Raw genomic sequence first — 25,830 nt, 5'->3', positions numbered from 1 at the left:
AATAGGTGATATCGCTATCATAAAATAACTTCCCTGCCAGTTTCGGTCAGGGAAGCTGCGTTTCATCCATTTACGATGGAATTTCTATTGCGTGGTTCCTGTCACCGCCGTTTCTTTTTCCGTGTAACGTTCTTCGCCATTTTCGGCATTTTCGGCCATCGGTGAGGCTCGACATGCTGAAGCATGGCCAGCAGCAATGTTCCCCACTGTTGTTCGCGGAGCGCCCCGATAGGCTGGGTTCGCTCGATTCCGAGCGCTTTCACGAGCCGTGCCATTTGCGGAGCTGAAAAAATGTCCGCCAAGGCTGCAAAAAACGGAAGCTGCGGACGCGATAGCCCATACGCGGCAAGCGCCGCGAATTTTGCATGATGCTGCGGCGGAACAGCGGGATTCTTCTTTCGGCTTATAGCAACGACCGCCGAATTCACGCGGGGCCGCGGTGAAAAATGATCGGGCGATACGGTGCAAACGATCCGGATATCAAACCACATGCGCCATTTCAGAATGCGCGGGTCCGTTATGGGGGACGCGGTGAAACGTTTGGCTGCCCCGTGCTCTATGACGAGTACGGCACGCTGCAGCGGTACCGTGGGTTGGTCCAGCAGTTTGCCGAGTATCGGCGTTGTAATCGAGTACGGAATGTTGGAGACGACGGAGAAAGGTTTCCCGGGAAGGTCCAACCGTAAAAAATCAACCGGCTTGATACGAATGTTCGTTCCTTCCCGCAGCTTGCTTGCTAATTTTGTGACGTAAACAGGATCGTTTTCTATGGCCAGCACGGTGGCCGCTTTCTCCGCCAGCGGGAATGTAATGGCTCCCGCCCCCGCACCGATATCGAGCACTGTGTCGCACGGCATGATGTTCGCAAGATCAATCAAATCATGAATCAATCGTTTATTGATCAATAGATGCTGCGCTGAAAAGTTAGGCGATACCCCGAACGTTCCGCGATGCGTTTCTTTATTTTTGGACACGAAAAAAAGCACCTCATTCATTCGTAATAAGGAATGAAAAAGGCACAGCCCAAATAGACCCGAGCCATTTCATAAAAAATGGTAGGGACCATTGTTCTGTACCTTAAACTACCTTATACGAATAAATGCCATGCCGCACATAAAAAGGAGGAACCTCCTTGATCATTAGGTTCATAGGGAAGTACAGTTCCCAGTATAGCAGATCCATCTTGAATCGTACAATGCGGGGGGCGGGTAGCGGGGAACTTGCAGCAGCAAAAATAACGACGATTCGACCCGGAATATTGTAGAGGCTCTCCGGCATGACATCACCTGAATCCTCATTTGTTGATGAAAAAGCCACTTCGGATCGAAGTGGCTTTTGTATTTTCAAAGATTCAACTTTTTGTTTCGGTGCCCATTTGCTTTGCGAAAGCCTTGATAGGCGTCGATCACTGCGAAGATCACGAATATAAAGACAACCAGCCCGTAGATCCCGTTTTTCGTTTCGTCCGTCATTGTAAATAAATCCGTCATGTACGATACGAAGGCGGTATTGAACAATCGGGAGTCGCTAATAACGACAATAAATATGATGGAGGATACGAGATGGAACGCAGCGTTTAGTAAGGCGACTTTTCGGGTCCACTGCGCGGTAGTCCATTTATAGATGGCCGAGGCCGCCTCAAGACCGATTACGATGACGACGAGCGGCCAATAGGAAAGAAGCACTTCTTGATTGAAAGTAGGTGTTACGAAAATAAGGCCATCCTGTCCTTTCTCATACACGCCCACCAGATGGGCGGCGTTAAAATAAACGGATGCCCAGATGGCCGTCCACAGTAAACTGCCGAACACTTCCCCTTTGGAAATCGCCTTTTCTTTAGGGATAAAGGGGATTTTGTTCAAATCATCAGGCTCCCATTCTTTGAAATGAGAGGTGCAGGTAATATTGGCTTTTGGATGCGAAGTGCGTTCCAGGAAAGCGAACACGATCGTTAACCAGAAAAACACTTGAATCGCTCCACTCAAAATACTCCAAATTCCATGCCCAATCGTATCGAGTATGACGTTCAGCACCGCTTCGCTCCCGTCGTATGCGATCACACGATTCGCTATGACGGAAACGATGGAAATCGCTATGGATACAGGCAAAATCATTTTTAGCAACTGGATATACAGATCATAAAAACGCGGTCCGATTAAATGCATCGGTCGATCCAGGTAACCATTTGCAAGAATTGCCGGATTTCCAAGCTTCGATAGGGTGGACTTGATGTCTTGCTCCGAATACTCATCCGGCAGCATATCTTCAATCGTCGAACGCAGCTCAAGCGCAATGTCTGCACGATTTTTTTCAGGTAGCCTACGCGTCACTTCATGAATATAAAGGTCAATCAGGTTCAATGATGTCCTCTCCTTTTAATAAAATGTTCAGTTCCCGGGTTGTCTCTTCCCATTCTTTTTTTAACTGCTCATAGATCTGCGTGCCGAATTCGCTCAACTCATAATAACGGCGCGGTCTGCTTTCCGACGTATCCCAACTGCTCGTCACCAGCTCTTGCTTCTCCAGACGACGCAGCAGGGGGTACAACGTACTCTGGTCAATCGCGATCCCGCGCGCTTCCAAAATTTGAACGAGCGAATATCCATATTTAGGTGTACGCAGCTGGCTTAATACGGCTAACGTCAGTGTCCCTCTCCGTAACTCTGTCGTCAGAGAACTCAGTAAAGTACTCATCGATCCACCTCTTGTGCTTCATACTATGCGTCATACACTATCGCTTATACTGTGTATAATACACTATCATGAAAATTAAAGCAATATAGGAATTATAATATTGTAATTTTTAGTCTGTTGAGAACAAACCGCTTTGAGGCTTTCGTTTTAACGTTGGCCCTCGCAACGGTAGCCTGAAAAAGGGAGTCGGTTGAAGTAAAGGATGAGTTGGCGCCCGCTAGCGAAAAATACTGCATCCCACTGGCTTCTGCGGTCGTCGATAACCTATCCATACCGGGTCACACGAAATAACGTCGGCGCAGGGGAAATACGAATGAGATTACATTGCGATCGTTCCCATGCTGTGTATGTAGTGCGGGGGGAGATGCACAAAAAAACAAGCAACCTTAGCCCGCCTTTTAGCGGCTCCGGTTGCTTGTCTTTTTTTGATGATATGTAGTTGGCAGAGGCCAATAATAAAGATCTTTCGCTAAAATTGTCATTGTTTTTGCAATATACCTAAATATTGTTTCCAAGGTCCAACGTCCGTACTGTACCGCACGGCCATGACTCTTACGATTTGCGTGATATGCGTTAAATCATGAACAACCCAAGTGGAAAGCAATTCTCTTACCTTCACTGTGCCGAATGCGGGGTGTGAACCCGTCAATTCCAAATGCAGTTCTGAATCGATTATAGCCTTAAGTTTGGTTATGCTATGTGCTCGGATCGTTTTAAATTCAAACAATGTTTGCTCAATCGTTTTTTCGGCGCGATCATGTAAATGCGAATAACGATCAAAAATTCATACGACGGCTCCGTAGTGATCTTGAGGGGATTCAATTTTAACAAGGCGGCAGACTTACTTCATACCTCATCCAATCGCTATTCGTTAGACTCCAAGTCATCAACATGCTGTTTAACTTCGATCCAGTTGGAAGCACGATAGACGAACGCACTCGTAACGTTCAGATTATAAGGCTGTTCATATAAAATAACGGGCTTATTAACAAGAGCGAACTCCTCCGCATAATGAGGACCGTCGTCAACCAGCACATCTACATGGGAATGGATGCAATGCTGGAGTTTGTTTTCGGTAAATGCGATGGTATGATAATTGATTTTGTGGAGCTTCAGCCACTCGACGGTTACATCATGAAAAAGCAACGGTCGTGCAGTAATGATGGATATTTGATGCTTAAGAAATAGCTGCTGTAATATTTCTACTGCCATCGGCAATGGCGATGAATTCCAATGTATGTCATGTCCATATTGATGATAAACCGCATCTCGTTTTTCATCATCCCATCCGTACAAGCGGTATATATAAAAATCGTTAACATCGCCGGGTGTTAGCGATAACCCGGACACCTGATTATAATACTGTAAATGGGCCGAGGTAGCATCGAGAATGGTGTTGTCTAAATCGATTCCGATATGCAACAGGCAACGACTCCTTGCTTTGGATTTCTGTTTATTTTTGTAAATAGTATACCATATGTTGGACTAGAGCTATGAGCATCGCAGCAAATCCAAGGGAGGTTAGGGCATCGTACATATTAATGAAATTTAGGTATAGTTACTATAAAGATAGTCAGCAGCATGAAGCGGGATTTCGTTTTCGGCATATGATTAAATATCTTCAAAATTGGAGGTGATTTTAAATGGCCGTGAAAATTATCAAGAAAAGAGTAACTCCCGTAAAAACGAAAGTAGCTCCAGTAAAAAAGAGACCATATCGGGCTAAACAAGAAAGCGACCTTCGGGATGCGCTTGACAGCCTGGATGACGCACGGAAAAATATCAGTGATGCAAGGCGTTCTATCCGGAGAGCTATACGCGATTTGTGACGAGGGAATTGTTCATTACTACTTGAAAATGAAATGAATACAAGTAACGGCGCGGGTTGCAGAAACCCGCGCCTTTTAATGTTAGTAGGTTTATATATAAAAAGAAAGGAAACTGCCCATTACTTCTTGGTACCCGCCCACTTTAACAACACGGCGCACTCCACATGCGACGTATGCGGGAACATGTCGACCGGCTGAATCCATTCCAGCCGGTAGCCGTGCCCGAACAGCACCTGGCAGTCCTTCGCCAGGGTGGACGGGTTGCACGACACGTAGACGAGCCGTGCCGGTTTCGCCAGCGCGACCGCGTCGAGCAGCGGCCGCTCGCAGCCGGTGCGCGGCGGGTCCACCACGACGACGTCGGGACGGACGCCGCGCTGCACCCATTCGGGTAGCAGCCGCTCGGCGCGCCCGACGAAAAACTGCGCGTTCGCGGCTCCGCTCGCGCGCGCATTGTCCCGGGCATCTTCGATCGCCTCGGGAACGGCTTCGATGCCCCGCACCTCGCGAGCTTGTGGGGCAAGCCACAGCCCGATCGTGCCCGTGCCGCAATAGGCGTCGACGACCAGCTCGTCGCCGGTGAGGGCGGCCGCTTCCTTGACCGCATCGTACAGCTTCACCGTCTGCGACGGGTTGAGCTGGAAGAAGGCGCGCGGCGACAAGGAGAAGCGGACGCTGCCGAGCGTCTCGTCAAGCCGCTCCTTACCCCATAGCACGGTTGTCTTGTCGCCGAATACGAGCGGAGCTACGCCTTTATTTACGTTTTGGGCGATGGTCGTCACCTGCGGCAGCGCTTCGCGGATAAGCCGTACAAGCGCTTCCTGCTGCGGGATATGATCCGCCGCGGTGATGAAGGTCAGCTGCACTTCGCCGCTCTCCGTTCCGGCGCGGGCGACGACGGTGCGAACGATGCCCTTGCGGGTACGCTCGTGATAGATCGGGATGCGCAGCTCGTGCAGCAGCTTCTTGACGTGTTCGACGACGCTATTGATCGCCGGATGCTGTACCGGACAGCCGCTGATGTCGACTAGCTTATGCGTCCCCGGCGAATACAAGCCGGTCAGCACATGCCCGTCGACGTTGCCGACCTGAAGCTGCGCTTTGTTGCGGTAGCCCCACGGGTCGTCCATACCGGCAATCGGGCGAAGCGGCAATGCTTCGGGAGCGGTGCCGGTATAGCGGTGGAACGATTCCCGGATCAGCTCTTCCTTCGCGCGCAGCTGCGCGGGATACGCCAGATGCTGCAGCTGACAGCCGCCGCAGCGGTCGTATACCGGACACGGCGGCGTTTGGCGGTCCGGCGACCGCTTCTCGATCTCTGTCAGCTCGGCGAGCAGGTAGGTCGGCTCCGACTTCGTAACCGTCGCTTTGACAACTTCGTCCGGCAGCGCACCGTCAATGAACACCGCTTTGCGCTTGTAGTAGCCGACGCCTTCCCCGTTGATGCCGATCCGCTTGATCGTGACGACGATCCGGTCGCCGATTCCGATCGACTGCGCCTCTGGCGTAACCGATTGCTTTTTGGCAGACGCGGTTGGGCCCGGGGCAGTGCCAGGCTTGCCGCGCCCAGGGCCGGAGGAATGCTTTTTACCGGCATTTCCATCGTTATTGTTATTCGAATAGGATCGAGATTTCGTCGGGTTCGGTTTGGATGTTGAGTCGGGATTCAAAGGTGCCATAGCTAAGTTCGCTCCGTTTCGTTTAATCGATGCTACTACTATACCACGGAGGCCGTCCAGGGAGAAATCGCCCGTCCTTTGTCCAGTGCAATGCGCCGGCACGAATGGTATACTGGAGCAAGGTTTGGATAAAGCGTGTGCAAAGGAGCGGGAAAGTTGTCGGCGCCAGAAATCATGATCAGAGCGGATGGTTTAATCAAAAAATACGGCGATTTTACGGCGGTTAAAGGCGTTCATTTCGAGGTGTACAAAGGAGAAGTGTTCGGCCTACTCGGACCGAACGGAGCCGGGAAAACGACGACGATGGAAATGATCGAGGGCTTGCGCCGGCCGGATGGCGGGCATGCGGTGGTTGCCGGATACGATACCCGGACCGAGCTGAAGAAAGTGAAGCAGGTGATCGGCGTACAGCTCCAATCGACGTCGTTGTTCGATTTGCTCAAAGTGCATGAAATTGTACGCATGTACGCAAGTTTCTACTCGGTATCGGTGCCGATAGAGCCTCTGCTGGATGATATGATTTTGCAGGAAAAACGAAACGACCGCGTCAAGCATTTATCCGGCGGGCAAAAACAGCGGCTGGCCATTGCGCTTGCGCTCGTGAACGACCCGCAGGTTGTGTTTTTGGACGAACCGACGACGGGACTCGATCCGCAAGCGCGCCGGACGTTGTGGGATATTGTGCTGCGGCTGAAGGAGCGGGGCAAGACGGTCGTGCTCAGCACGCATTATATGGAAGAAGCGCATGTGCTGTGCGACCGGATTTGCCTGATGGACAGCGGGCAGGTCATCGCGCTCGACACCCCGCGAAACTTGGTTCGCAGCTTGCAGTCGGATAGCGCGATCGAATTCCGGCTCGAGGGAAGCGACGATTTTACGGAAGAGCAGGAGCAGCAGGTGAGGGACGCCTTGGCTGAGCGGAAAGAGGTGAAACAGGTGGACCGCCGCAAAGAGGTGTATGTGCTGTACACGGATCAACTGCAAACGTCGCTGGTCGACCTGATTGCGCTCGCCGAGGAAAAAGGGTGGAAGGTGCACGATTTGCAGACGCGGACGGCGACGTTGGAGGACGTCTTCATTCACATGACGGGAAGGAGCTTAAGGGAAGAATGAATGCGTATATTCAGCTGACCGTCAGTCAGCTCCGGTTGTTTGCCAGAAACCGGCAAGTGTTGATGTGGACGCTCTTTTTTCCGATCTTCTTCATGGTCATGCTCGGATCGTTCCTCGGCAAAGGAAATCCGGTGACGGTGTCGGGCAACTTGATCGACTTGGACCGGAGCTCCGCTTCGACGGCATTGGTGCAGGCTTTAAAAAGCAATGTCGTGTTGGATTTGCAGGATGCCAAGGAGATTTCTCCGGCGCTGGACGACTTGAAGCATGGGGATACGCAGCTCGTCATCGTCATCCCGAAAGGGTACGGGCAGCAGGTGGAGAAACCGCACGGCGCGCCCGCGGCGATCAAAGTATATTACGACGAGACGAACGCCGCTGCCTCGCAGGTCGGGCTTCAACTGATTTCCCCGATTATTGACGGCATCGACAAGAAGCTGTCCGGGTATATGCCGAAAATAACGCTGGATGCAGAAGCGGTCCAAGCCTTGAAGCTGTCGTACATCGACTTCCTTGTCCCCGGCATTGTAGCGATGATGATCATGTCCAACAATTTGAACGGCGTTGCGGGGCAAATCGCCTCTTGGCGCGAACGGGGCGTTCTGCGGCGGATGCAAAGCACGACGCTCAGCGCGTCGACGTTCATTGCGGCGCAAATTACCGCAAGACTGCTGCTGAACGGTGCGCAGGCGGTCATTGTGCTGCTCATCGGTTCGGTGTTTTTCGGTACCCGGGTGAACGGCTCCTGGCTACTGCTGCTAGGCTTCATCGTCCTTGGCACGCTGACGTTCATGTCGATCGGCTTCATCATCGCCGGGCTGGCTAAGACGCCGGAAAGCGCCGGGCCGATCGCCGGCTTCATTTCGTTTCCGATGATGTTTCTCGGCGGCGTTTTCTTTCCTATCAAAAATATGCCCGAATTTTTGCAGCCCATCGTCAAGCTGCTCCCGATTTCCCATTTGACGACGGCGCTGCGGCAAGTGATGAATGCAGGAGCGGGGCTGATGGAAGTCGGCTGGCAGGCGCTGCTGCTCGGCGGCTGGCTCGTTATTGCTTTTGGAATCGCCTGCTTCACGTTCAAATGGGAGTGAGGCGGCAGCCGTTGGGCGCGTCGGTTTTTCCGTAAACGGCTAGGGTAAACGCAAATAGACAGAAGCCTTTTCACATATTTTTCATACATTTGGGAAATGCTATATCCTGGAAGCCGCATATAGTGGGTGAGGGGATTTAATACTTTATTGATGTTCCCTTAATCTTGTCTTCATGTTCGCACGGTAGCATAGAAGCAAGAACTTATGAGCGAAAGGAAGATCAACGTAGCATGATCCTGTACCAGTTGGCCAAACGGCTCGAGCAGCGCAACCGGCTCCAACACACGATCAATCGGTCGGAGGGAGACGTGTCCGCGTTAATGACAGAGAAAGAACAGATGGATACGCAGCTCAAGACACAAGCAAGCACGTGGAAGGAAGAAGGACAAGACGAGTTTGTGCTCGCGGCCTTGTCGCCGGATACCGAAGCGATGCAAAGCCAATCGTTTCTATTGTAAATGTGGAAATGGACCGAGAGGTTCCATTTCTTTTTTTTGTGTTCGATTCGGATTCCGTGTAGAATAGGGATATTATTTTGGATAAAAGAAGGGTTTCACCTCATGAACAATATTGTACTCTCTACGTTGAATGCCAAATACATCCATACCTCGCTCGGGCTTCGTTACTTGAAAGCTTATAGCGAGCGGGATTTTCACAATATCCAGATCGCGGAGTATACGATCAAGGACCCGGCCATGAACATCGTGTCCGATCTGTATCAGCGGAAGCCGGATGTGGTCGGGTTCTCGTGCTACATTTGGAACATCGAAGAGACGATCGTCGTGATCGGCATGCTCAAGAAGATTATGCCCGAACTGACCATCATACTCGGCGGGCCCGAAGTGTCCTATGATACGGAATATTGGATGAACCGGCTGCCGGAGGTCGATTATATCGTCATGGGCGAAGGGGAAGAGACGTTCCATCATTTGCTGACGGAGCTGAAGGGAGACCGGGCGCTGTACAGCGTATTCGGCGTCGCGTACCGCAAAGAAGATCGGGTGATCCTCAATCCGCCGAGGCCGAAACTGAACCTGGATGACATTCCGACGCCGCACCGTTTTGCCGAGGATGTTCCGAGCTTGGCGAACCGGGTCGTTTATTTCGAAACGAGCCGGGGCTGTCCGTTCAGCTGTCAATTTTGTCTTTCTTCTATAGAAGTAGGCGTGCGTTACTTCGATATGGAGCGAACGAAGAGCGACCTGCTCTACTTGATCCGTTCCGGCGCCAAGCTGATCAAATTCGTCGACCGGACGTTTAACATCAAGCGCGATTACGCGATGGAAATATTTGAATTTCTCATTCAGAATCACAGCGGATGCGTGTTTCAATTTGAGATTACGGCCGACATTATGCGGCCGGAGGTGCTCGATTACCTCGCGGAGAACGCGCCGCCGGGCATTTTCCGGTTCGAGATCGGCGTACAATCGACCAATGATTTGACGAACAGCCTAGTGAAGCGCCGGCAAAATTTTGCGAAGCTGACCCGGACGGTAACGAAGGTAAAGGAAAGCGGCAAAATCGACCAGCATCTCGATTTGATCGCCGGGCTGCCGGAGGAAGATTACGGATCGTTCCGTAAAACGTTCAATGATGTGTTCGCCTTGGGGCCGGAGGAGCTGCAGCTCGGCTTCTTGAAAATGCTGCGCGGGACCGGCATGCGAAACGATGCGGAGCAGTACGGCTATATTTATATGGATCATGCGCCTTATGAAATTCTCGGCAACCGGATTTTGCCGTTCTCCGACTTGGTGCGAATCAAGCGGGTGGAGGATGTGCTCGAGAAATATTGGAACGCGCATCGGATGGACCATACGGTAAGCTATCTCATCAAACGGGAGTTTGCGTCGGCGTTCGACTTTTTCCAGGAGTTCGGCGATTATTGGGAAGAGCGGGGCTGGCAGAAGATCGGCCATCAGCTCGAGGATTTGTTTACCCGGCTGCATGCATTTCTAACGCATCGAAAGACGGAAGGCATGGAAGTGATCGAGGGACTGATGAAGCTCGATTATTTCATGAACCATAAGTACAAGCCCCGCAAAATTTGGTGGGATTTCACCTTGGACAAGCAGCAGCAGGGGCAATATATGCGCCGCTTGGCAGAGCGGCCCGAGGACGTATCGCCGCAATTCGCCGCGCTTGGCATCGGAGAGAAGGAACTTCACAAGCATGTGATGATCGAGGTCGTGCCGTTCCGGATGGATCATTATTTGGCGTCCGGGGAAATGGACATGACGGGTGAGCAATTGCTGATCGTTTATTTTTCGCCGGATGCGGCCGGCGGACGCCCGGCGTCGTTCACGATGGCGCTGGAAACAAGCAAAGCGTAGTATACTGCAAAAGGATAAGCAAGCAGGCTTTCGGCGGTTCCGAATGCCTGCTTTTTATGTTTCGTCGGTTGCAGCACCGGCACCGGCGCGCTTGCTTCACCTATTTCTTCTGGAACGACTTCTTTAAGTGACAGGCTTGTCTGCTCGCCATACTTGATTTGCCGTTCGTCCAGGGATTGCATACATTTACATTGGATTGGCTGATCATCGCATTAAGGCAAATAGCTGCGCAGTACGGTCATGCGGCCCGTCAGCTCGTAGCTGCCCAGATTGGCCGGCAGCAGGTAGCATTCGCCGGGCTTCACCTGAAGCTCGCCGTCCGCATAGCGGATTGATCCGGTTCCTTCGCAAATGATATGAATGACGAAGCTATCGGAAAGCGTACTTAAGCTCCACGCGCCGTCGACCTCGCCTTTCTCCGTAACGAAGAACGGCGATTGGGCAAGCGTCAACCATTCGCCTGCGCGGCTCAGCTCCGTCTTCATATAAGTAGCGCCCGATCCTTCATAGGCGATGACGCTAAGCGAATCTTCGATGTGCAGCTCGCGGGGCTTCCCGTCAAGACCGAGCCGGTCGTAATCGTATAGACGATACGTGCTGTCGGAGTTTTGCTGAATTTCGGCGACGAGTATGCCAGCGCCAAGCGCGTGTACCGTTCCTGCCGGAATATAGAAGGAATCGCCGGGTTCTACCGTGATCTCGTTCAGACAATCCATGATCCGGTTTTGCTCGATGGCGGCGGCAAGCTGTTCGCGGTTTACGCCGTCTTTGAGACCGTATATGATTTTGGCGCCCGGCTTTGCATCCAGAATGTACCACATTTCCGTTTTCCCCAGCTCGCCTTTCGGCAAACGGTCGTAATGATCGTTCGGATGGACTTGTACCGACAGATCGTCCTGGCAATCGAGCAGCTTGATCAGCAGCGGAAATCGGCCGTTTTTCTCGGAAAAGCCTTTGCTGCCGAAAAACGTTTCGCCATACTGCTCGCGAATTTGATCGAGTCCCATGCCGGCAAGCTCTCCGTTCACGACCGAGGTCGTGCCGTTCGGATGATCCCCGATCATCCAGCCTTCCCCGATATGACCTTCCGGCAAATTCAGTCCGAACCGCTCCAGGGCTCTTCCACCCCAGACGCGTTCTTTAAACTCAGGTTTGCATTGCAACGGATATGGCTTCAATGTCTTCCCTGCTTCCTTGGTTTAGTTTTCGCGCTCATCGCGCCTGTCGAATCTATAGATTGGATTATAGCAAGCCGGCGTCCGTATTTCTATAGTAAACCGATACGCATCCTTACCGTTTCTCGATGGCCAGCAAGTAAGGCGGATTGTTTTTTTGGTTAAAAAAGCGATACTGCAGTACTTGATACGCTTTTTGCGGCAGCGCGGCAGCCCATGCTTCCACGGCGTTAGCCTCTTCCTTGCCGCCGGGATGGCCGGTATATAGCACCACGGTAATGATGCCGCCGCGCCGGATCGCTTCCGCTGCCGCCGCGAGTGCGGTCAGCGTGGAATCGGGCTGCGTCACGGTGGCATGATCGTCACCGGGCAAGTAGCCGAGATTGAACATCACGGCGGCAACCTGTCCCCACCGGTCTGTAGGTACGATACTTTGCAGCTCGGCATGACTTCGGTGATGCAGTAGCGTCCGATGATCCGGCAGCGCTTCGTTCAATCGCGTTGCGGTATTGCGCAGCGCTTGCGCTTGAACATCAACGGCGTGTACGACGCCATTAGGACCGACCAGCGCGGCCAGGAACAGCGTGTCTACACCGTTGCCTGCCGTCGCGTCCACGGCCGTGTCTCCGGGCGAGACGCGTTCTTTGACCAATTGATGGGTGAAGCTTAAGATCGATACGAATCCCACGGCGATGTTCCTTTCCCTTGCGAAAAGATGACAAATAAAGAACCGCCGGAATCCGACGGTACGTAGCGGTACGAATGGTATTCAAAACCTGGCTACGGGCGAGGCGGTTTGCCGCCTTCGAGCTTCCCGCCCTGACAGACCGCGCAGGTCGATTCGAACAGCGATTGCGCCGACGAGGTCGCATCGGCCGAAGACGGCGACGCAGCGCCAGACGATTCAAGCTTCGGCGGCGCGATCAAATCGGTCGGCATCGGCGCCGCTTTGCCGCCGCTGTCCTCCGGCTTCGCCGCTGCCGGCGGTGCCGTCGCGATCGCGGGCTCCTGCAGCGCGGGCGCACTCGGCATCTCCGCGGCGGGCGCTTTCGGCGGCGTCACCACCGGCGCCTGCGTCTGCTGCTGCTGCTGCTGCTGCTGCTGCTGCGGGGTGGCAGCAGACGGTGCCGACGGCTTTACCGCCGGTGGCGAAGCTTGGCCGCCGCGGTCGGCTTCGCCGCTTGCGCCGCCCGCCGGCGCGGTATCGGTCGCCTCGGGGGCGGCCGGTTCCGCTTTCGGCGGCGTGCCAAGACCTGGCTCCGTCGTTGCGACGACGGGCAATTCCGGTGCCGGCGCCGGGGTCGGCGCTGCCGGCCGATTGCCGCAGCCGGCGGCAAACACGAGTGCCGCCGCTACGATCAACATTCGTTTCACCCGTCATCCCTCCTTGAATTTGAGCCGTGTCTACTATTATAAACGCTGGTGGAACGCGATAAGGGTGCAGGCTCCTTGAATCGGTTATCCAATCTGCGGCTGCGGATTCCAAAGCTTGCCCTGCCACGTATTTCTCCGGGTTAGTTCCGCGTCAAAGGCGTTTAGCACTTCCCATTTCTTCAAGCTCCACATCGGTCCGATCAGCAAATCGCGCGGCGCGTCGCCCGTCAACCGATGGACGATCATCTCTGGCGGGAGCAACTCCAGCGTATCGACGACCAGCTTGACGTATTCGTCCTTTTCCAAAAATTGAAGCAAACCAGCTTCATATTGCTTGACCATCGGCGTCTTGCGCATCAGATGCAGCAGATGGATTTTGATCCCCTGCACGTCCATGGCCGCGACAGCCTTGCCTGTAGCCAGCATCATCTCATGCGTCTCCTGCGGCAGGCCGTAAATAATGTGAGCGCAGACGCGAATGCCGCGCGCTCTCAATCTGGCGACGGCGTCCGCATAACAAGCCGTATCATGCGCCCGGTTAATCAGCGCGGAGGTGCTTTCGTGAATCGTTTGCAACCCCATCTCCACCCACAGATAAGTGCGCTCGTTCAGCTCGGCCAAATAATCGACCACATCGTCGGGCAAGCAGTCGGGCCTAGTTGCGATCGACAGACCGACGACGCCCGGCTGCTGCAAAATCGCTTCATAATATTCGCGCAGCTCATCCACCGGCGCATATGTGTTGGTATACGCTTGAAAATAACCTATATATTGCGCTTCCGGCCATTTTTGATGCTGCAGGTCGCGAATTTTGTTGAATTGTGTCACCAGGTCGTCTCTGCGGCTACCGGCGAAATCGCCGGAACCCCGCGCGCTGCAAAAGGTGCAGCCGCCCGTTGCGATTTTGCCGTCGCGGTTCGGGCAAGTAAAGCCGGCATCCAGCATCACCTTGAACACTTTGGTGCCGAACTGTTCTCTCATTTCGTAATTCCAGGTATGGAAGCGTTTATCTCCCCATAAGCGGGGAGGAGCCGTATCCAGCTGTTGCATGCGAATTCCTCTTTTCACAAAGGCGAATATGCTTCTATTTTACCGAAAAATCGCGATAAAAGCGAACTTTCGTCTCTAACAAAACCCTCCAGAACGCGCGCAGGATAAGAACAACGTGCGGAGATCATGCTATGACTGCAAGCCGCTGCATTATTAATTGCACTATAAAAACAGTATCCGAAAGGAGAAAATTTAACCCATGAATAAGTTTGCAAAAACGGTACTGGCTTTGGCGGTAACGGCAACGATCGGCTTTAGCGGTCAAGCTTTGGCCGAAACGGCTGGCACGACAGGCACCACTTCCACCACGTACGGTACGACAACCGGTGCAACCGGAACGACGGCTACCGGTACGACAGGTACGGCCACTGGAACGGTCGGAAATTACGGAGCCGGAACCTATGGAACGGGAACGACAGGCACGACTTCCGGTGCTTACGGCGCCACAACAACCGGCACGACCGGTACGACTGGCACGACAACAGGCAATACGGTTCGCAACTACAGCGACCATATGCTTGACCGGATGAACACTTATACGAACGCCAATGACCGCACAGGTTACGGCTACGGCGGGAACTATAACACGGCTAACTACCGTACGAATACGGCCCGTCCGTACGCGACAAACAACGGTTCGAACTGGGGATGGCTTGGTCTGCTGGGACTTCTTGGTCTGACCGGTATGCGCGGACGCAACCGGGATGAGCGCGAAGTAAGATAACAGCCGTCTTCGCTCGCACTTTCTTTCCAGTGAGGTGATGTGCTATGGACGACATTACGGTTTGTCATGGCGAAGAGAAGGTGACGGTGGAGCTTTCCTTGAAGGAAGCAATGGCTCTTGCAGCCGGCATTCGTTTCAACAATGACCCGCGGGTTGCTGTGGAGGCGAGGAAAAAAGTACGGAAGACCATCGAGACGATGATTCTTCCGGAAACGGGAAAAATCCATTATCAACTGCTCGAAGCCTGACCTGGCGGTACGAACCGGCTGATCGCGCTGTTGTTTGGCGGTTAGCCGGTTCTTTTCTTTCTATCCGATTCAGAGTATAATCTAAGCCTGAAGCGGTACGAAAATCGGTTAAAGGAAGGTTTACATTTTATTATGCGCTTAAGAGGTCGGAAAGGGATTCTGGAGGCGCTGGAGGCGCAGCCGGAACTTGCAGTATTGCAGCCTGAACAGTTTAAAGGAAAGTGGTCGACCGTGTTCGGTAACGACCGTCCCATTCACGTGGAGCTCGGGATGGGGAAAGGGCGGTTTATAAGCCAGCTCAGCGCGCTCAACCCGGATATTAATTACATAGGCGTCGATATGTATGACGAGCTTATACGCCGCGGCTGCGAAAAGGCCAGAGAGTCCCGGGAGGAGCATGGAGGCGATCTGAGCAATTTGCGCCTGGTCCGGTACAACATCGAATCCATCGAGAACATGTTCGGTAAGGATGAGATCGAGCGGATTTACTTGAATTTCAGCGATCCATGGCCGAAGAAGAAGCATGCCCGGCGGCGTTTGACCCATAGTGATTTTGTAAACAAATATGCCGGCATATTAAATGCTAACGGACAAATTCATTTTAAAACGGACTCCCGTTCCTTATTTGAGTTTTCGCTCAATTCATTCGCAGATCTCGGTTTGCGCATGCGCAACATTTCGCTCGATTTGCATGCGGAAGGGCCGCGAACCGATTTAATCATGACGGAATACGAAACGAAGTTTTACGAACGGAGCATGCCGATACACCGATTGGAAGTGGTTATTGGCGAGCAAGCGCTGGCCGATCATTTGCGGCAGCTGGCGATCGGTCAAGATCGGTAAAAAAGAAAACCATGGAGCCGCTTGCGGCGAGACCATGGTTTTTTTGTTTGATGCCGCCTTCCGGCATGAGATGCGAGCGGCATTCGAATCACTACTATGATTTCGCTGCCAGTTGCTGGAGAATTTCGACGATCGCCTGCGAGCAATGGGCCGGATTGTACGGTTCGATGCTGTGGGTCAACGCATCGCGGCGCTGGACGACATCGGGGTAATGATCGACTAACAATTGGAACCAGTGATCAATCGTTTCCGCCGATTTGATCTGTTCCCCGAGCCCGTGCTGGGCAAAGTATTGCAAATTCTCTTCTTCCTGTCCCGGAATCGGCTTATAGAACAGCATCGGAATTCCTTTCGCCAGTCCTTCCGTGCAGGTCATTCCACCGGGTTTCGTAATTAACAAATCCGAAACGTCCATCCATTTATCGATTTCCTTCGTAAACCCGAGCAGCCGAATGTGCGGATGCCGGAAACGTTCGTCCTCCGCCAGCTCGAACATCGCTCTGTCGTTATGGCCGAGACATATCGTAATTTGGATCTGCTCCCGCCAGCGGGTCAGATGGCCGAGAAACGACTCGTCGTTAACAAGCCCGAAGCCGCCTCCCATGACAAGCACGGCCGGAATCGGTTTCAGGCCGAAACGGGCACGAAGCTCCTCCCGGTTATGCGGCTGCCAGAAGTTGGGGTGAACCGGAATGCCGGTCACTTTGACCGTATCGGACGGAACGCCGCGGCTGAGCAGCTTTTCCTTGACGTCTGCCGTTGAGACGAGATACTTGTTGACTTCCGGACTGACCCAGGTGCCGTGAGCGTCATAATCGGTAATTACCGTACATAACGGCACGTCCAGCCCCGAACGCTTCAGCCTGGATATGACGGCGCTGGGGAACGGATGTGTGCACACGATGGTATCGGGACGAAGCTGGTGGATCACTTCGGCGGTTTGCGCATAAAAAATACGGTGAAGTGCCAACTGGGTAAAGCGGTTAAGCGATTTTTTATATTGAGACCGGTATACGATGCCATACAGTTTCGGTTGATTGGATACCGTTTTACGGTATGCGGTAAAGATCCATCTGGCCAGCGTCGGATGCAGGAAGCTTCCGAGCTCGAGCACGCGTGTCTGGATTTCGGGAGAGATCATGCGGAGGCTCTCGGACAGGGCATGAGCCGCTTGCGTATGCCCCGCGCCGAAGCCCTCGGATAGTAACAAGACTCTCTTCTTACGCATTGGCGGTTCACCACACCTTGTACCAAGTGAATTGCACAAATTTAACATTAATGCTTTTACCCGAAAAATGCAACGGTCGACAAGCCCGTAACCGCCCCGATGACAAAGCCGGCGAGACAGTCGGACGGGTAGTGCAGTCCTAAATATATACGCGAGAAGGCTACGAGACATGCCAGCGGGAGCAAAATCGCCGCAAGGAGCGGATGGATCAGTGCCAGCGGCACGGCGATGGAGAATATGGCCGTTGTATGGCCGGACGGGAACGAATGGTCGGTCAGCGGATTTTTGCACGTATGGACGTCGGGAACGACGAGATAAGGACGAAGTCGCGGAAATTTTTTCTTCATAATGGCGACGGGAACGTGGCTTACGGCAAGCGCTACGCAGCTTTGAATACCTGCCAGTCGCAGGCTGCCTTCGGCAAATACAGCAAAGCACAGGGCGAGCAGAATGCTGAGCGCGGCGCCTCCCAAATGCGTAATGGCGCCGAACAAATAATCGAGCGCTCGATGGTGAATCCTCTGGTTGACAAAACAAAACAGACGTCTTTCATGCTGCAGCAGCCATGTCGCGACACGACTCAATGCGGTTGCACCTCCCTGCCCGGAATCAGCGATACCGGCGATCTATATATAAAATAACACCGTTTTGTTAGAGCAGTATCAACGCGGTATGAACGCAGCGTTTCATTTGCTGTTTCAACATGACGGTTCATGTTTATTTATTAAGTACATCGCGCAAGGACCGATTATTCGATCGGGGAATTCGGGCGGCAGGGGTGGCAAAACACCATTGATTCCTGTTACCATTGTATCCGAAGTACACGCCGGTTAATCCGGCGAATCGGCGCGAGGCTTCATCATCCCTCGTAACCGCCCGCAGGATATTTTTTTGCAAGCATAAGGAACTGAAGAAGAAGGTAGCATGTGTCGCGCTGGTGAAACGGAGCAACCGAAAACTGCAACCTTTTGCTCAAGTAGTACGTTTAGTACTATGTATGCCGGGAAAGATGTACCGGTGCGTGTCACGGATCGTGTCGGATTTTGTGGAAAGGGTCATCCGGTAGTATAATAGGCGAAGTCGGCAGGCCGGCCAGTAGAAAGTTTTTTCCAGTCTGAACTTATAAAATATGTGAAAAACGATGAAAATAAGACGTAAAAAGATGGATGATAAAGAGTCTGAGTGTTAATGCCGCCGTTTTCCCGAGAAAAACGTTAGTTCTGGCACATCAATGAGCTTTGGAGCTTTTGACAAAACGGAGCAAAGAGAGGAAAATCATATTCGGCTACCCTCGTAATCCAAATCGCACCATCGAATCAGATTTTATGAGAACAAATAAGATACGCTAGAGAGACAACCAGGGGTACATACAAAAAAAGGGGGATGTTTCATGCTGGACAATATCCTGTTAGGACTCCAGATCATAATTGCTTTGATCGGTGCCTATCAGTTGGTTCTGACATTTTTCGGTTGGTACCGCCGCAAGAACAAAGCAAATCACGCACCGCAAAAAACGTTCGCCGTCCTCGTAGCCGCACATAATGAGGAACAAGTGGTCGGGGCGCTCATTGATAATTTGAAAAATCTTGATTATCCGAAAGAACTTTACGATATTTTCGTCATTTGCGACAACTGCAGCGACCACACGGCGCAAATCGCGCGCGATATGGGCGTTCACGCTTGCGAGCGGCACAACCCGAAGCTGAGAGGCAAAGGATACGCCATCGAGTGGATGCTGAAGGAATTGTGGAAGATGCCGCGTCAATACGATGCGGTGGTCATGTTCGATGCCGACAATCTGGTCAGCACCGATTACCTGAAACATATGAACGACGATCTGTGCAACGGTTCGAAGGTCATTCAGGCTTACCTGGATACGAAGAATCCGCACGATTCCTGGATCACCGCCGCTTATGCGGTAACGTACTGGTATTGTAACCGTCTGTGGCAGCTGCCGAGGACAAACCTCGGTCTGGCGAACTATCTCGGGGGAACCGGGATGTGCTTTGACACCAACTTGCTGAAGGACATGGGCTGGGGTGCCACGAGCCTTGTTGAGGACTTGGAGTTTACGATGCGTTGTGTGATGCGCGGAGTCAATCCGACATTCAACTACGATGCCAAAGTATTCGACGAGAAGCCGCTCACTTTCAAAGCGTCGGCGCGGCAACGTCTGAGATGGATGCAGGGTCACTTCAACGTGGCGAGACGTTACTTCTTCCCTTTGCTGTGGAAAGGGCTGAAGGAAGGCAGCTGGTCCAAGATTGATACCGCGATCTATGCGGTCAATGTGTACAATTTGTTTATCGGCTCTATCTTAACGGTCGTGCTGTGGATCGATCTATCGATTCCGGGCGTTCCGAACTTTACGTCGCTGTTCCAAATATCGCCGAACTTCTTCGCCGTTTTCTCAGTGCTGACGTACGCTCAATTCGTCATTGCATTGATTTTGGAAAAGGCGCCATGGCGTTCGTATAAATATCTTGTGACGTTCCCGCTGTTTCTGTTGTCCTGGTGGCCGATCACCTTCTACGCTTTTTTTACGCAGAACAACAAGCAGTGGAGCCATACGGAGCATACGCGGGTCATCCGGCTCGAGGATGTGCAGAGCAAGCAGGCCAGTTGATTTTTTAGCACAATGGAGTTAATAGTTGACATCGACTTTGAAAAACGGTATATTAGTTTGGTGCGAAAGAAGAAGCGCCCGCTTCTCACCTGACCGACTTTGGGTTGGCTGGTTACGAACTTAAGTGAACGAGCAACGATTTCTGATGCCATTCAGAGTCAATGATCACTTGGACTAACAGACGTGGGCGTAAAGCGCCTACGTCTTTTTTGTTGATATGAATTTATAAGTTTTTGGAAACTTATAGCTTCGCATCAACCGAATGCAACTGTTGCTCCGGCAAGTAACGGGGTCAGTTGTCAGTGGATAAACGGCGCCGTTCCATAAGGCAAGAACGCAGAACCGTTTATTCTCGGTTACAATCCTTTGGAGGTGGCAGGTCATAAGTACAGAGCACATGATTAATGATGAAATTCGGGCGAGGGAAGTTCGTTTGATTGGTGCGGACGGAGAGCAACTGGGGATTAAGCCGATTCGCGAAGCGCTGCAAATTGCGCTCGATCTGAATCTGGATTTGGTCAATGTGGCTCCGACGGCGAAACCGCCGGTCTGCCGTGTTATGGATTACGGGAAATTCCGTTACGAAACGCAGAAGAAAGAAAAGGAAGCCCGTAAAAATCAGAAGATTGTGGAACTCAAAGAAATTCGCCTTAGCGCGACCATTGACGAGCACGATTTTCAAACGAAGCTTCGCAATGCTCAGAAATTTCTGAGCGAAGGCGACAAAGTGAAGCTGTCGGTACGATTCCGCGGCCGGGAAATTGCCCATGCCGAGATCGGACAACGCGTATTGGAGCGTATGGCCGCAGAAGTGGAAGAGCTTTGCGTCGTAGAACGCAAACCGAAGCTGGAAGGCCGCAGCATGATCATGATTTTGTCTCCGAAGCAGCAATAATTCAATCTTAAAGGAGGAACCATTCCATGCCTAAAATGAAAACACACAGCAGCTTGAAAGACCGTTTCAAAATTACAGGTACCGGCAAAGTAAAACGCTACAAAGCATATAAAAACCACCTGCTGTCCCACAAATCCGCTCGTGCGAAGCGCGTACTCGGCACGAACCCGGTTATGGCTCCCGGCGATGTAAGACGCCTGAAGCAGCAGCTCGCCAACATCAAGTAATCACCGCTCACGCGATATACTTAACATTTTGGAGGTAGATACTCATGGCAAGAGTGAAAGGCGGATTCATCCGCACGCATCGTCGCAAGAAAGTATTGAAGCTTGCTAAAGGTTATTTCGGTTCGAAACATAGATTATTCAAGACAGCCAAAGAACAAGTGATGAAGTCCCTGATGTACGCATACCGCGACCGTCGTACGAAAAAACGCGACTTCCGCAAATTGTGGATCGTTCGGATCAACGCGGCTGCTCGTCAAAACGGCCTGTCCTACAGCAAGCTGATGCACGGCCTCAAGCTGGCTGGCGTAGAAGTAAACCGCAAAATGCTGGCTGAACTGGCAGTGAACGACATCGGCGCGTTCAACTCCTTGGCGGCAACGGCAAAAGAAAAAGTAAACGCCTAATTTCATAAAATGCAAGTGCGAAACCGTCGGGAATCCGGCGGTTTTTTTTGTGTTGCTCCCGGCTCCGCTCGGATCATTCCCTATTCGACATAACCAGGAATGATTCTGCATCATTCGACAAAAAGTTCAGAATTTGTTGAGAAGTGGTCGTTATAATGAAATGTAAGCTAACGCGCTTTGGACAACCAATTGCACAGTGATTGTTTAACACATTCTTAACATTTGAGGGAGAAAGAGCCGCAACCTGACAAAGCGCTAATATTAACCAAAGAGAAATATAAAAGTATTGTGATATGATTGAAAAAAAATAAAGTTTTAAAAATTAAAATGTAAATAGATTACAATTATTTTGATATTAATAGCGGATCGGGTGAGAGAGATGAACATCATTTTATTGTCTGGCGGAACGGGTACAAGATTGTGGCCCTTATCGACGAAAGCGAAGCCGAAGCAGTTTTTGCGGTTGTTTACCGATGAAACCGGCCAACCGGTCTCCATGCTGCAAAATGTGTGGCATCAGCTTACCCGGCGCGGTCTGCAGAAAAACACGGTCATTGCCACATCGGCAGCTCAAAGAGAATTGATCATTGGTCAAATATGGCGGCAAGTCGATTTGGTATTGGAGCCGGACAAACGGGACACGTTCCCCGCTATTTTGCTGTCGGTAGCCTACCTGGTTACGCACCGCGGCGTATCCCGAGAAGAGCCGGTCGTCGTTTTGCCGGTGGACAGCTGGGCGGAGGATCGATTTTACGATATGTTGGCACAGCTACCGAATGTATTGGAGCGTTCGAGAGCGAATCTGTCGCTTGTCGGCGTCAAACCAAGGAAGCCGTCGGACAAATACGGATATATGATTCCGGAGGAGGCTGCCGTACCGGGTGAAGCGGTGGCGATACGCCGGTTTCACGAGAAGCCGTCCCTTGAAGAAAGTGCCCGGCTTATTGAACAGGGGGCCTTATGGAACTGCGGCGTTTTTTGCTTCCGTGCAGGGTATTTGCTCGATATGCTTCAGCAGATGGGCATTACGGGCAAAACGTACGAAGAGCTTCTGCTGTCGTACGACCGGCTCGATCCCCGTAGTTTCGACTATGCCGTTACAGAGCGGGAGAGTCGTGTAACGGCTTTGGCATACGACGGGCGGTGGAAAGATCTCGGCACTTGGTGCGCATTGACGGAAGAAATGAAGCATCCGGGAAGCGGACCGGTTTTTATTTCCGAAGGGAGCCGCAATGTGCATGCTGTCAACGAGCTTGATATTCCGGCCGTTGTGGTCGGTTTGTCCGATGTGGTCGTTGCGGCGAGCCGGGAAGGCATACTCGTCACGCGCAAGGATGCAGGAGCGGAGCTAAAGGAGACGCTGCGGAAGATGATCGGTAAAGAGCTGCCGCAGGACGGTTCATCGGAGCGATGGTCTCGACCGCTGGATAGTGCCGTATTCGCCGATGGCATCGAAGTGGAGACGCGCCGTATTCATTTGAGCAAGGGGCAGGAGACCTCCATAGATGCTTCGGGGGCATACGGTCGAAAGGTAACCTGGATGATTCTCCACGGCTCGGCGTGCGTTCATAAGAACGGGGAGACGTTTACGGCGGAGGCGGGGAACACGTTTTTGCTGGAACAACGCGATCAAGCCGTCGTGCGCGCGCTGGAGCCGCTGGACGCGATCGAAATTACAACGGATATCCGGTAAGGGGAGGTATTGGCTTGAGAGTGAGGAAAAAGTCGAGGACAAGAGACGTATTGTTCGGATATGACGCCCGCGAGGCGCGCCGATACTTTTCCGCGCTGGATGAGCAGATCGGGCAGGTGGAGCGGCAGCGGGAGCAGCAAAGACGGTTCGCTCTGCGGGAGCAGGCAAGGCTGAAGAATGAGGCGGCGGCGATTCAGGCGGAGCTCGCGCAAGCGGAGAAATTGGAAGCGGGATTGAAAAAATGGATTCGAAGAAACCGGAATCCGTAACCTCGTTCCGCCGCGCCTTGTTCGGCTTTCCTCTGCAGTGGACCCGGCAGCAGGCCGCTGAGCGGGAAGAACGGCTTCGCCACGAGCGGGAGCTTCTCCTTCAGCTAGAACGGGAAGGACAGGACCGGCTCAGGGAGCTGGAAGAGCAACTTCAGCATTTGAAGGAACGACTGGAGAATACAAACCGCTCCGTCGATCGGCTGCTGGAGCAAAAAATGCTCATTATGAACCGGGAAGGCTTTAGGCCGCGGCTGGACGACCCGCTGGATAACGGCAAGATTAAACTGGGGGACTTGTTACTGACGGAAGGTCTGCTCACCCAGGAACAATTGAACAAGGCCATGGCGTATCAGGAAAAAGTCGGTGGCCGGCTTGGGGATATCGTCGTCGATCTCGGACTGGTGACGAAGGAACGGCTCGAGCCTGTCGTCGGACGGCAGGGTGAAAAAGGCCGCCTCGGCGATCTGCTTGTCGAAGCCGGAGCCATTACCCGGGAACAGCTGGAAACGGCGCTTGAATTTCAGCGGAAAAGCGGCGGCTTGCTCGGAGATATTTTGACATCGCTTCGTTTCATCGAACCGGAGCTGTTGTACCGTTATATCGCGAATCAGAACAACCTGGGGAGAATCGGTCATGAGCTGTCGTTTGACGAGCTCGTCAAGCTTCCCGAAATTTTAGCCCGGGAGCTTAACGCCGTCGTCATTAATCAGGACATGAACCGGTTTTTGGTCGCCGTCGGCAATCCGCTCACGGAACAGGCGCTGTATACCATTGAGAGCTTCCTGGGTATGCCGGTCGAGCAGGTAATGGCTACGCATGAAGAGATGGAATTTTTTTGGAAGAAAGTGTATCCTTCCGAGCTGATGGAGGAAAGCACTCAAAAGCTGGTGAACGAGCAGCCGCAAAATTCGGCGCACGTCACGTTCACGACGCCCCAGCTTGTCGCCGGCGGCATCTGCGTCTTTTTGTTCGTAATAGCGCTCTGTCTGGATTGGCTTCATACACTGATCGTGCTCAATGTCGGGATACAGCTTTTTTATTTTGTGATGACATTGTTCAAGTTTCTCATTGTGATGTACGGTACGCGGGATTTTGCGCAATTCCGTTTCAAGCAGGAAGAGATAGACGCCGTCGATGAACGAACGCTGCCGGTCTATACGATTCTCGTGCCGATGTACAAGGAAAGCGAAGTGATCCCGCAGCTGCTTGGCAACATCGAGCAGCTCGATTACCCGAAATCGAAGCTGGACGTTCGGCTGCTGATCGAGGAAGACGATACAGAGGCGCAGGAGATGTTAAGCAAGATGAAGCTGCCTCCGTATTATACGACCATCGTGGTTCCTCATTCTTTGCCCAAGACGAAGCCGAAGGCTTGCAATTACGGCTTGATCCGCGCGCGGGGCGAATATGTGGTCATCTACGACGCAGAGGATCGCCCGGACCCGGACCAACTGAAGAAAGTGCATTTGACGTTCATGAAAAGCCCGGAGCATTGCGCCTGCGTTCAAGCGAAGCTGAATTATTTCAACAGCGAGCAAAACCTGCTCACCCGCTGGTTTACGCACGAATACAGCATGTGGTTCGAGCTGCTATTGCCGGGCGTCATGCAGCTGGATATTCCGATTCCGCTCGGCGGCACGTCGAATCATTTTAAAATGTCGATTCTGAAAGAAATCAATGCCTGGGACCCGTACAACGTAACGGAGGATGCCGATCTTGGCATTCGGCTGTACAAGTCGGGCTACTCCACCGCGATCGTCGACTCCCGTACATGGGAGGAAGCGAACAGCCGCGTAGGCAACTGGATCCGCCAGCGGTCCCGCTGGATCAAAGGCTACATGCAAACGTGGCTTGTCCATATGCGCAACCCGCTGCAGCTGTATCGCGAGCTTGGTCTGAAAGGCTTCCTCGGCTTTCAGGTGATGGTTCTTTCCACGCCGCTGCTGCCGCTGCTCAATCCGGTTTACTGGATTATGCTGGTGCTGTGGTACGGATGGAAAATGCAGTGGATTCCGCAATTTTTCCCCGGCGTCATTTATTATTTGGCTGCGGTCGAGTTTTTGATCGGCAACTTTTTGTTCGTGCTCAGCAACGTGGCCGGGGTTTATTGGGTGATTCACGATTTGGAGAAGCGAAAGGAACATGTGTTTTCCTACGGTCTGGTCAAATATGCGCTGTTGACCCCGATTTATTGGGTGATGATGAGCATTGCCGCCGTGAAAGCAGCTTGGCAGTTGATCACGAAGCCGTTTTATTGGGAAAAAACGACGCATGGACTGGCGAAGCACAAACCGGCATCCGCAGCAGGAGAGACGGTTCAGGGAGGAGGATAAGGCAC

26 protein-coding genes and 1 pseudogene are annotated in these 25,830 nt (G+C 52.5%); 15 read left to right on the top strand and 12 right to left on the bottom strand.

Going from position 1 to position 25,830, the window contains the following annotated elements:
* Positions 1-101: 101 nt before the first annotated feature.
* The 6 genes and pseudogenes from erm to rlmD form a co-directional block, all read right to left on the bottom strand.
* Positions 102-974, bottom strand: a complete 873-nt coding sequence (erm, locus tag ACFQI7_RS24235; protein WP_230415139.1) for a 23S ribosomal RNA methyltransferase Erm — start codon at positions 972-974, stop codon at positions 102-104.
* Positions 975-1,343: 369 nt separating this feature from the next.
* Complete coding sequence (locus ACFQI7_RS24230) at positions 1,344-2,360, bottom strand: HAAS signaling domain-containing protein (RefSeq protein WP_218100133.1); 1,017 nt, start codon at positions 2,358-2,360, stop codon at positions 1,344-1,346.
* Positions 2,347-2,694, bottom strand: a complete 348-nt coding sequence (locus tag ACFQI7_RS24225; protein ID WP_218100132.1) for a PadR family transcriptional regulator — start codon at positions 2,692-2,694, stop codon at positions 2,347-2,349. The genes ACFQI7_RS24230 and ACFQI7_RS24225 overlap by 14 nt, the downstream gene beginning before the upstream one ends.
* Positions 2,695-3,172: 478 nt before the next feature.
* Positions 3,173-3,475, bottom strand: a pseudogene (locus ACFQI7_RS24220) (DinB family protein); the annotation flags it as partial.
* A gap of 83 nt (positions 3,476-3,558) precedes the next feature.
* Positions 3,559-4,116, bottom strand: a complete 558-nt coding sequence (locus ACFQI7_RS24215; protein ID WP_218100131.1) for a 5' nucleotidase, NT5C type — start codon at positions 4,114-4,116, stop codon at positions 3,559-3,561.
* 526 nt (positions 4,117-4,642) lie between these two features.
* Complete coding sequence (gene rlmD / locus ACFQI7_RS24210) at positions 4,643-6,202, bottom strand: 23S rRNA (uracil(1939)-C(5))-methyltransferase RlmD (protein ID WP_218100130.1); 1,560 nt, start codon at positions 6,200-6,202, stop codon at positions 4,643-4,645.
* Positions 6,203-6,376: 174 nt separating this feature from the next.
* Here rlmD and ACFQI7_RS24205 point away from each other — a divergent pair, with 174 nt between their 5' ends.
* The 4 genes from ACFQI7_RS24205 (at position 6,377) to ACFQI7_RS24190 (ending at position 10,736) form a co-directional block, all read left to right on the top strand.
* Entirely contained in the window at positions 6,377-7,315 is a 939-nt protein-coding gene (locus ACFQI7_RS24205; protein ID WP_218100190.1) for an ABC transporter ATP-binding protein, read from the top strand.
* Positions 7,312-8,406, top strand: coding sequence for an ABC transporter permease (locus ACFQI7_RS24200; RefSeq protein ID WP_218100129.1), 1,095 nt, complete (start codon positions 7,312-7,314; stop codon positions 8,404-8,406). The genes ACFQI7_RS24205 and ACFQI7_RS24200 overlap by 4 nt, the downstream gene beginning before the upstream one ends.
* A gap of 230 nt (positions 8,407-8,636) precedes the next feature.
* The gene (locus ACFQI7_RS24195; protein ID WP_218100128.1) at positions 8,637-8,864 is read left to right on the top strand and encodes a hypothetical protein; all 228 of its coding nucleotides are present in this window, start codon (positions 8,637-8,639) and stop codon (positions 8,862-8,864) included.
* A gap of 102 nt (positions 8,865-8,966) precedes the next feature.
* Complete coding sequence (locus ACFQI7_RS24190; RefSeq protein WP_218100127.1) at positions 8,967-10,736, top strand: B12-binding domain-containing radical SAM protein; 1,770 nt, start codon at positions 8,967-8,969, stop codon at positions 10,734-10,736.
* A gap of 212 nt (positions 10,737-10,948) precedes the next feature.
* Here ACFQI7_RS24190 and ACFQI7_RS24185 read toward each other — a convergent pair whose 3' ends face one another.
* From ACFQI7_RS24185 to ACFQI7_RS24175, 3 genes are all read right to left on the bottom strand, one after another.
* Positions 10,949-11,914 carry a type I phosphomannose isomerase catalytic subunit gene (locus ACFQI7_RS24185; protein WP_218100126.1) on the bottom strand — a complete coding sequence of 322 codons (966 nt, stop codon included), beginning with the start codon at positions 11,912-11,914 and terminating at the stop codon, positions 10,949-10,951.
* Between the two features lie 112 nt (positions 11,915-12,026).
* Positions 12,027-12,599: a tRNA (mnm(5)s(2)U34)-methyltransferase gene (locus ACFQI7_RS24180; RefSeq protein ID WP_218100125.1), complete on the bottom strand. Its 573-nt coding sequence runs from the start codon at positions 12,597-12,599 to the stop codon at positions 12,027-12,029.
* Positions 12,600-12,691: 92 nt separating this feature from the next.
* Positions 12,692-12,943 carry a hypothetical protein gene (locus ACFQI7_RS24175; RefSeq protein WP_218100124.1) on the bottom strand — a complete coding sequence of 84 codons (252 nt, stop codon included), beginning with the start codon at positions 12,941-12,943 and terminating at the stop codon, positions 12,692-12,694.
* Positions 12,944-13,022: 79 nt separating this feature from the next.
* Here ACFQI7_RS24175 and ACFQI7_RS24170 point away from each other — a divergent pair, with 79 nt between their 5' ends.
* Positions 13,023-13,364, top strand: a complete 342-nt coding sequence (locus ACFQI7_RS24170) for a hypothetical protein (RefSeq protein WP_218100123.1) — start codon at positions 13,023-13,025, stop codon at positions 13,362-13,364.
* Between the two features lie 5 nt (positions 13,365-13,369).
* On the opposite strand, the gene ACFQI7_RS24165 is transcribed toward ACFQI7_RS24170, so the two are convergent.
* Positions 13,370-14,335: a TIGR01212 family radical SAM protein gene (locus ACFQI7_RS24165; protein WP_218100122.1), complete on the bottom strand. Its 966-nt coding sequence runs from the start codon at positions 14,333-14,335 to the stop codon at positions 13,370-13,372.
* A 199-nt stretch (positions 14,336-14,534) separates the two neighbouring features.
* Between ACFQI7_RS24165 and ACFQI7_RS24160 the strand changes: the two genes are divergently transcribed.
* The 3 genes from ACFQI7_RS24160 to trmB all read left to right on the top strand — a co-directional run bounded on the left by ACFQI7_RS24160 (position 14,535) and on the right by trmB (position 16,150).
* The gene (locus ACFQI7_RS24160; protein ID WP_218100121.1) at positions 14,535-15,059 is read left to right on the top strand and encodes a WGxxGxxG-CTERM domain-containing protein; all 525 of its coding nucleotides are present in this window, start codon (positions 14,535-14,537) and stop codon (positions 15,057-15,059) included.
* Between the two features lie 44 nt (positions 15,060-15,103).
* Entirely contained in the window at positions 15,104-15,307 is a 204-nt protein-coding gene (locus ACFQI7_RS24155; RefSeq protein ID WP_218100120.1) for a hypothetical protein, read from the top strand.
* Between the two features lie 132 nt (positions 15,308-15,439).
* The gene (gene trmB, locus ACFQI7_RS24150; protein ID WP_218100119.1) at positions 15,440-16,150 is read left to right on the top strand and encodes a tRNA (guanosine(46)-N7)-methyltransferase TrmB; all 711 of its coding nucleotides are present in this window, start codon (positions 15,440-15,442) and stop codon (positions 16,148-16,150) included.
* Positions 16,151-16,244: 94 nt separating this feature from the next.
* Here the strand turns inward: trmB and ACFQI7_RS24145 are convergent, their stop codons facing one another.
* Together ACFQI7_RS24145 and ACFQI7_RS24140 are read right to left on the bottom strand one after the other, a co-directional pair.
* Positions 16,245-17,378 carry an MGDG synthase family glycosyltransferase gene (locus tag ACFQI7_RS24145; protein ID WP_218100118.1) on the bottom strand — a complete coding sequence of 378 codons (1,134 nt, stop codon included), beginning with the start codon at positions 17,376-17,378 and terminating at the stop codon, positions 16,245-16,247.
* A 56-nt stretch (positions 17,379-17,434) separates the two neighbouring features.
* Positions 17,435-17,962, bottom strand: a complete 528-nt coding sequence (locus ACFQI7_RS24140) for a phosphatase PAP2 family protein (protein WP_218100117.1) — start codon at positions 17,960-17,962, stop codon at positions 17,435-17,437.
* Between the two features lie 806 nt (positions 17,963-18,768).
* Between ACFQI7_RS24140 and ACFQI7_RS24135 the strand changes: the two genes are divergently transcribed.
* The 7 genes from ACFQI7_RS24135 (at position 18,769) to ACFQI7_RS24105 (ending at position 25,825) form a co-directional block, all read left to right on the top strand.
* Entirely contained in the window at positions 18,769-20,004 is a 1,236-nt protein-coding gene (locus ACFQI7_RS24135) for a glycosyltransferase family 2 protein (protein WP_218100116.1), read from the top strand.
* Positions 20,005-20,401: 397 nt separating this feature from the next.
* Positions 20,402-20,899, top strand: coding sequence for a translation initiation factor IF-3 (gene infC / locus ACFQI7_RS24130; RefSeq protein WP_218100115.1), 498 nt, complete (start codon positions 20,402-20,404; stop codon positions 20,897-20,899).
* 26 nt (positions 20,900-20,925) lie between these two features.
* Positions 20,926-21,126, top strand: coding sequence for a 50S ribosomal protein L35 (gene rpmI, locus ACFQI7_RS24125; protein WP_218092618.1), 201 nt, complete (start codon positions 20,926-20,928; stop codon positions 21,124-21,126).
* A 44-nt stretch (positions 21,127-21,170) separates the two neighbouring features.
* Positions 21,171-21,530 carry a 50S ribosomal protein L20 gene (gene rplT, locus ACFQI7_RS24120; RefSeq protein ID WP_218100114.1) on the top strand — a complete coding sequence of 120 codons (360 nt, stop codon included), beginning with the start codon at positions 21,171-21,173 and terminating at the stop codon, positions 21,528-21,530.
* A 379-nt stretch (positions 21,531-21,909) separates the two neighbouring features.
* The gene (locus ACFQI7_RS24115; RefSeq protein WP_218100113.1) at positions 21,910-23,223 is read left to right on the top strand and encodes a sugar phosphate nucleotidyltransferase; all 1,314 of its coding nucleotides are present in this window, start codon (positions 21,910-21,912) and stop codon (positions 23,221-23,223) included.
* Between the two features lie 14 nt (positions 23,224-23,237).
* Complete coding sequence (locus ACFQI7_RS24110; RefSeq protein ID WP_218100112.1) at positions 23,238-23,492, top strand: hypothetical protein; 255 nt, start codon at positions 23,238-23,240, stop codon at positions 23,490-23,492.
* Positions 23,465-25,825 (top strand): glycosyltransferase family 2 protein, encoded by a 2,361-nt coding sequence (locus ACFQI7_RS24105; protein WP_218100111.1) that lies wholly within the window; start codon positions 23,465-23,467, stop codon positions 25,823-25,825. The genes ACFQI7_RS24110 and ACFQI7_RS24105 overlap by 28 nt, the downstream gene beginning before the upstream one ends.
* Positions 25,826-25,830 lie beyond the last annotated feature (5 nt).

Source organism: Paenibacillus allorhizosphaerae, assembly GCF_042659105.1.
GTDB lineage: Bacteria > Bacillota > Bacilli > Paenibacillales > NBRC-103111 > Paenibacillus_G > Paenibacillus_G allorhizosphaerae.
Note: the sequence above shows the minus strand (reverse complement) of the source record. Positions and strands in the feature narration are given on the sequence as shown.

What these genes read in the sequence shown, in the direction of transcription:
- ACFQI7_RS24225 (WP_218100132.1), bottom strand. Translation starts at nt 2,694, where the DNA reads ATGAGTACTTTACTGAGTTCTCTGACGACAGAGTTACGGAGAGGGACA.
- rlmD (WP_218100130.1), bottom strand. Translation starts at nt 6,202, where the DNA reads ATGGCACCTTTGAATCCCGACTCAACATCCAAACCGAACCCGACGAAA.
- ACFQI7_RS24205 (WP_218100190.1), top strand. Translation starts at nt 6,377, where the DNA reads ATGATCAGAGCGGATGGTTTAATCAAAAAATACGGCGATTTTACGGCG.
- ACFQI7_RS24200 (WP_218100129.1), top strand. Translation starts at nt 7,312, where the DNA reads ATGAATGCGTATATTCAGCTGACCGTCAGTCAGCTCCGGTTGTTTGCC.
- ACFQI7_RS24195 (WP_218100128.1), top strand. Translation starts at nt 8,637, where the DNA reads ATGATCCTGTACCAGTTGGCCAAACGGCTCGAGCAGCGCAACCGGCTC.
- ACFQI7_RS24190 (WP_218100127.1), top strand. Translation starts at nt 8,967, where the DNA reads ATGAACAATATTGTACTCTCTACGTTGAATGCCAAATACATCCATACC.
- ACFQI7_RS24175 (WP_218100124.1), bottom strand. Translation starts at nt 12,943, where the DNA reads ATGCCGAGTGCGCCCGCGCTGCAGGAGCCCGCGATCGCGACGGCACCG.
- ACFQI7_RS24165 (WP_218100122.1), bottom strand. Translation starts at nt 14,335, where the DNA reads ATGCAACAGCTGGATACGGCTCCTCCCCGCTTATGGGGAGATAAACGC.
- ACFQI7_RS24160 (WP_218100121.1), top strand. Translation starts at nt 14,535, where the DNA reads ATGAATAAGTTTGCAAAAACGGTACTGGCTTTGGCGGTAACGGCAACG.
- ACFQI7_RS24155 (WP_218100120.1), top strand. Translation starts at nt 15,104, where the DNA reads ATGGACGACATTACGGTTTGTCATGGCGAAGAGAAGGTGACGGTGGAG.
- trmB (WP_218100119.1), top strand. Translation starts at nt 15,440, where the DNA reads ATGCGCTTAAGAGGTCGGAAAGGGATTCTGGAGGCGCTGGAGGCGCAG.
- ACFQI7_RS24145 (WP_218100118.1), bottom strand. Translation starts at nt 17,378, where the DNA reads ATGCGTAAGAAGAGAGTCTTGTTACTATCCGAGGGCTTCGGCGCGGGG.
- ACFQI7_RS24135 (WP_218100116.1), top strand. Translation starts at nt 18,769, where the DNA reads ATGCTGGACAATATCCTGTTAGGACTCCAGATCATAATTGCTTTGATC.
- infC (WP_218100115.1), top strand. Translation starts at nt 20,402, where the DNA reads ATGATTAATGATGAAATTCGGGCGAGGGAAGTTCGTTTGATTGGTGCG.
- rpmI (WP_218092618.1), top strand. Translation starts at nt 20,926, where the DNA reads ATGCCTAAAATGAAAACACACAGCAGCTTGAAAGACCGTTTCAAAATT.
- rplT (WP_218100114.1), top strand. Translation starts at nt 21,171, where the DNA reads ATGGCAAGAGTGAAAGGCGGATTCATCCGCACGCATCGTCGCAAGAAA.
- ACFQI7_RS24115 (WP_218100113.1), top strand. Translation starts at nt 21,910, where the DNA reads ATGAACATCATTTTATTGTCTGGCGGAACGGGTACAAGATTGTGGCCC.
- ACFQI7_RS24105 (WP_218100111.1), top strand. Translation starts at nt 23,465, where the DNA reads ATGGATTCGAAGAAACCGGAATCCGTAACCTCGTTCCGCCGCGCCTTG.